Below are 4,647 nucleotides of genomic sequence, written 5' to 3' on the forward strand. Positions count from 1 at the left end.
TCGCCTTCCCCCGCCGCTACCTCTCCAACGAAAGCATGGACGCCCTCTACCCCGACGACACAATCGTCCTGCCCGCCACGTCAGACGGCTGATCGCCTACACCACGACAAGGGACATGACCTGCACAGACCTCCCCCTCGCGCCCGCTACGGGCTGGCCAGAGCACGGGGAACGACACGATGAGCCTGGACTCTGATGTGCAGGATGTCCTGGCTGCGGAAGCTGCCAGGCTGATCATGATGCAAGGTCATTCCGCACCCATCGCTCCGATTGCCGTCACCACGTCCGGCGGGTCGACATCTCGGCCGAGCGGAACCCCTGCAGCCCGCTGGTCTGGACAGCGACGGAATCGCCAGCCGGCCGATGTACTGCTCAGACTCCTCCTGCCGTGCCTTGACCGGACGTCCGACCCGCGGCTCTCCGCCGGTGGGTCACGATCGTTGTCCGAGGTGACCGGTTGACATATTTCGTACCGGTGTGAGGCTGGAGGAGGCAGGGTTGCGCCGCCAAGTCACGTAGAACTGGCAATGCTCATGGGGTCCAGTCACCCACCCGTTCGCGGCGGCGACAGATGAACTTAGTCCCTGGCCCGCAGGGGGACGGCTCCGGGACGCGAAGTGAGGCGATCGAATGGACCGGGTTCCCGAGGTGGCCGTGGTCGGGGCCGGCATCGTCGGACTCTGCACCGCCTACGCACTGGCCGAACGCGGAACGGCGGTGCGGGTCTACGAGAGCGGCGTTCCAGGCCACGGGCAATCCGGTGGCCAGTCCCGCATATTCCGCCACGCGCACGACGACGCCCGCCTGGTGGAATTCACCCGGGAGGCCCGCGCCGTTTGGGACGAGTGGGCCGACCGGTTGGGCGCAGAGCTGGTCTCCCGGGACGGAGTGGTCGCACTGGGCAGTACCGTTCCTGGGAGACTGCGCATTCTGCAGGATGCCGGCGGCATACCGGCCCGCACCGTGGACAGCGCCGAGCTTCACGCGCGCATGCCGCTGCTCGCCGACTACCGCGGTCCCGCGATGCTCGATGAGGGCGGCGGTGCCATCCGCACCCGTGCCGCGGTCGAGCGGCTGGCCGATGCGCTGGGTGACTCGCTGGTCACCGATGAAGTCATCTCGCTGTATCCGACGGGCCGCGGCACGGTAGAGGTGGTCAGTAGCGTCGGCCGCGAAGAGTACGCGACGGCCGTGGTGTGCGCGGGCGTGGGCACCGCGCGGCTGGCGCGCAACGTGGGGCTTTCGCTGCCGGTACAGCCGGCAGCCCACGTCCGCCTCACCTTCCAGGTCAGGGGAGCGCCCCCGGAACGGGTCGCCTGCCTGCAGGACAGCAGCGGCGACTTCGGTGAGGTTGGCGTCTACGCAGCCCCTTACCCGGGCAACAGCCGGTATGCGGTGGGTCTCAGCGAAACGGTCGAGGTGCGGGAGGACGGCAGCTTCGCGGACGCCGAAGCCTTGACGGCACTCAGTGACCGCGCCCGCGCGTACATCTCCCACGCATTGCCCGGCCTTGACCCCGAGCCCGTCGAGCGCCTCAACTGCTGGGTGACAAGCCTGCCGTGGAGTGAGGACGGCATGGCGGTCTGGGAAGCCGACAGAATCTTCTTCGCCGCCGGGCACAACCTCTTTAAACAGGCACCTCGACTGGGACGGGCCTTGGCCGGCGCGGCCATGGACGATGAACTCGAGGAGAACCTGCGGCCGGCGGCAGCACTCGGCCAGCCCCGCTGAACGCCCCAACAGTCGGCGCATCCTGCTCCGACGACGTGGTACCTACGTCGGTGATCGCGGTGCCATCCGATGCGCGATCGTGGTGCTGTTGGTGGTTGGCAGTCTTTGGCCACCGTTACATCCAGGAGGAAGCCATGGCGGATCCGAGGACGGTCATCCTTCCTTGCGGGGTTGCGGTCACGGTGCTCGGTCAGGGCACCTGGGGGATGGGGCAGGATCCCGGGCGCCGCGCGGCCGAGGTGTCGGCCCTGCGCGCCGGGCTGGACCTGGGGATGACCCTCGTCGACACCGCGGAGATGTACGGGGACGGCGCGGCGGAGGAAGTGGTGGCCGAGGCGGTGGCCGGACGGCGGGACGAGGTCTTCTTGGTCAGCAAGGTGCTCCCCACCCATGCGGACGCCGGTGGAGTGGCCGAGGCATGCCGGGGGAGCCTGCGTCGTTTGCGCACGGACCGGATCGATCTGTACCTGCTGCACTGGCGTGGAGCCGTGCCGCTGGAGGAGACGGTCGAGGCATTCGAGTCCCTGGTGCGGGAGGGTGCCATCCGCTCCTGGGGAGTGAGCAACCTGGACGTGGATGATCTCGCGGATCTGCCGCCCGGAGCCGAGCCGCAGACCGACCAGGTGCTGTACAACCTCAGCCGTCGAGGGCCTGAGTACGGTCTGCTGCCCAGGTGCCGTGAACTGTCGATCCCCGTCATGGCGTACTCGCCGGTCGAGCAGGGCCGTCTGCTCGGCCACCCGGCGTTGCGGGACGTGGCAGCTGCCCACGGTGCGACGCCCGCGCAGATCGCCCTGGCCTGGGTCCTGCGGCACGAGGACGTCATCGCGATCCCGAAGGCGTCTTCCCGCGCGCACGTCGAGGAGAACAGAGCAGCTCTGGAGGTGGACCTGACCGCCGAGGACCTCGCGACGCTGGACCGGGCGTTCCCGCCGCCGGAGAGCAAACGGCCGCTGGAGATGCTGTGACACCCCTGCAGCGTGCCCGACCGGGCTCCGCCCGGAGCCGGGTGGCCCGACTTCACCGGTGGCGGCAGAGGGCGTCGCACTGTTCCTGCAAACGCGGGCATTTTCCACAACGCCCTTGGACTTCGCCGAGACCGTCCGCCAGCTGCTGGAAGAGGGCTGGACGATCGAGCCGGAGGACCTGGCGCGCATCTGGCCGTACCTGACCGAGCACATCAATCGGTTCGGTGAGTACTCCACACATGAGCTCGGTATCCAGCCCGAGGTGTCCGACCGAAGCTGGACGTGGACTGCACTCCGCTGCGAGAGCAGGACCTCACGGCGGCCGGCTTCGGTCAGACCGCCTGACTGGCCGGGGCCGGGTCGTCGCCAAGGCCACCCAAGGATCGTGATGACCTGGGACGAGCGCCTGGGCATCATCTCCAACCCGAACACCCACAGAACTTGGTCAAGTCCTGTTCGGGGTCGGCGCGGCCGTTAGAGCGGAGTCCAGAGAGTCGCCGCCTGGTCCACGAATCGGACGCTGGTCACCCGCGGACTGCGTTTGCACGTGAGGCGAAGCCAGGTGACGGTGGAGACAGCTCGAACACTTTCACGGCGGCGAGCCACTTCGCCCCGGAGAGGAGCACGCGATGAACGGCAAGGCACTGACGTTGAGCGGCCTGGCTGTGGGCGGCGGGGCAGCGGTGATGATCCGCCGGTGGAAGGGTGAGTCGAGCGGGGCCGCCAGCGGGCACAGCGATCGCTGGCACACGGTAACGATCGCTGGCCCATATCCCCGGAAACGACTTCAAGAAGGAGCGCGCGCCATGACCAGCATCGAAAGCATCTCCCTTCAGGACGCTCGGCGGGTTATCGACGCGGGAGAGAAACGAGCGCAGGAGCTCGGGCAGCCGAGCAACATCGCCGTGGTCGACGCTGCCGAGCCATGCGTCGCCCACGCCCGCATGGACGACGCATGGCTCGGCAGCGTCGACATCTCCATCAACAAGGCCTTCACCGCCCGCGCCTTCGACATCAGCACCGCTGACCTCGCCGCGAACGCCGCTCCCGGGCAGCAGTTCTACGGCATCAGCGGCTCCAACCAGGGCCGCGTGATGATCTTCGCCGGCGGCCTGCCGCTCCACCGCAACGGACAGGTGGTGGGCGCCGTCGGGGTGAGCGGAGGGTCAGGGGACCAAGACCAGAGCGTCGCCCAGGCGGCTGCCGCAGGCTTGTAACCCCCCGCGTATCCCGCCCGCGTCGCGAACCGCGCAGGAGAGCACAGGAGTCGTGCGAAAGCCGCGTAGGAGAGCAGAGGAGTCGTCATGACGGGCAAGCGCGGGTGTGCCGCCACCTCGGCCGATGTTGATGATGATCTTCGTTTGTGGCATCCCGCTCCCCCACGACGGCCAGGTCCTGGGGCTCGGTAGGAGTGATGGGGGGGGCAGCGGCGAGCAAGATCAGACGGTCGCCGAGGCGGCCATAGCGGCGTTCTGATGATCGCGGCGACGCGAACCAAGGAAAAGGAAGAGGAGAGACCCAAGATGGCAACACAGGTCAGCAAAGCACTTCTGGTACGCCTCGAAGCACTTCCCGGCAGGGAGGACGACGTCCAGGACTTCTTGAACCAGGGGCTGTCGATCGTCGAGGGGGAGCCCAAGACCGTCAGGTGGTTCGGAATCCAGTTCGGACCCTCGTCGTTCGGAATCTTCGACGCCTTTCCCGACGACGACGGACGCCAGGCGCATCTGTCGGGTGAGGTCGCGCAAGCGCTCGCTGAGAACACGGGTGAGCTCTTCGAGGAGCCCACGATCGAGCAGATCGATGTCCTCGTGGAGAAGCCGCCCGCCTAGGAGTTGTCTTCAAATGTCACGCCCACATCAGGAGTGAGGCGAGGGTGACGGCTGCTTGGTAGGACTCGGCGGTCTTGTCGTAGCGGGTCGCGATGCCACGCCACTGCTTGAGTCGG

General features: G+C 67.7%; 4 protein-coding genes and 1 pseudogene. 4 read left to right on the plus strand and 1 reads right to left on the minus strand.

Going from position 1 to position 4,647, the window contains the following annotated elements; translation table 11 throughout:
* The first annotated feature begins 630 nt into the window (after window positions 1-630).
* From DTL70_RS33120 to DTL70_RS33145, 4 genes are all read left to right on the plus strand, one after another.
* A complete protein-coding gene (locus tag DTL70_RS33120) occupies window positions 631-1,731 on the plus strand; it encodes an NAD(P)/FAD-dependent oxidoreductase (RefSeq protein ID WP_019359437.1) in 1,101 nt (366 codons plus the stop codon).
* Between the two features lie 134 nt (window positions 1,732-1,865).
* On the plus strand, window positions 1,866-2,699 hold the full coding sequence (locus DTL70_RS33125; RefSeq protein ID WP_114025726.1) for an aldo/keto reductase: 834 nt from the start codon (window positions 1,866-1,868) through the stop codon (window positions 2,697-2,699).
* 806 nt (window positions 2,700-3,505) lie between these two features.
* Window positions 3,506-3,916: a GlcG/HbpS family heme-binding protein gene (locus tag DTL70_RS33135; protein WP_114025727.1), complete on the plus strand. Its 411-nt coding sequence runs from the start codon at window positions 3,506-3,508 to the stop codon at window positions 3,914-3,916.
* A gap of 306 nt (window positions 3,917-4,222) precedes the next feature.
* Entirely contained in the window at window positions 4,223-4,531 is a 309-nt protein-coding gene (locus DTL70_RS33145; RefSeq protein ID WP_007389165.1) for a putative quinol monooxygenase, read from the plus strand.
* Between the two features lie 16 nt (window positions 4,532-4,547).
* Here the strand turns inward: DTL70_RS33145 and DTL70_RS34710 are convergent.
* Window positions 4,548-4,647: pseudogene (locus DTL70_RS34710) on the minus strand (IS5 family transposase); the annotation flags it as partial.

It is taken from the genome of Streptomyces diacarni (genome assembly GCF_003323715.1).
GTDB lineage: Bacteria > Actinomycetota > Actinomycetes > Streptomycetales > Streptomycetaceae > Streptomyces > Streptomyces diacarni.

Excerpts from the sequence above, each read along its gene's own strand:
- DTL70_RS33135 (WP_114025727.1), top strand. The coding sequence starts at position 3,506 with ATGACCAGCATCGAAAGCATCTCCCTTCAGGACGCTCGGCGGGTTATC.
- DTL70_RS33120 (WP_019359437.1), top strand. The coding sequence starts at position 631 with ATGGACCGGGTTCCCGAGGTGGCCGTGGTCGGGGCCGGCATCGTCGGA.
- DTL70_RS33125 (WP_114025726.1), top strand. The coding sequence starts at position 1,866 with ATGGCGGATCCGAGGACGGTCATCCTTCCTTGCGGGGTTGCGGTCACG.
- DTL70_RS33145 (WP_007389165.1), top strand. The coding sequence starts at position 4,223 with ATGGCAACACAGGTCAGCAAAGCACTTCTGGTACGCCTCGAAGCACTT.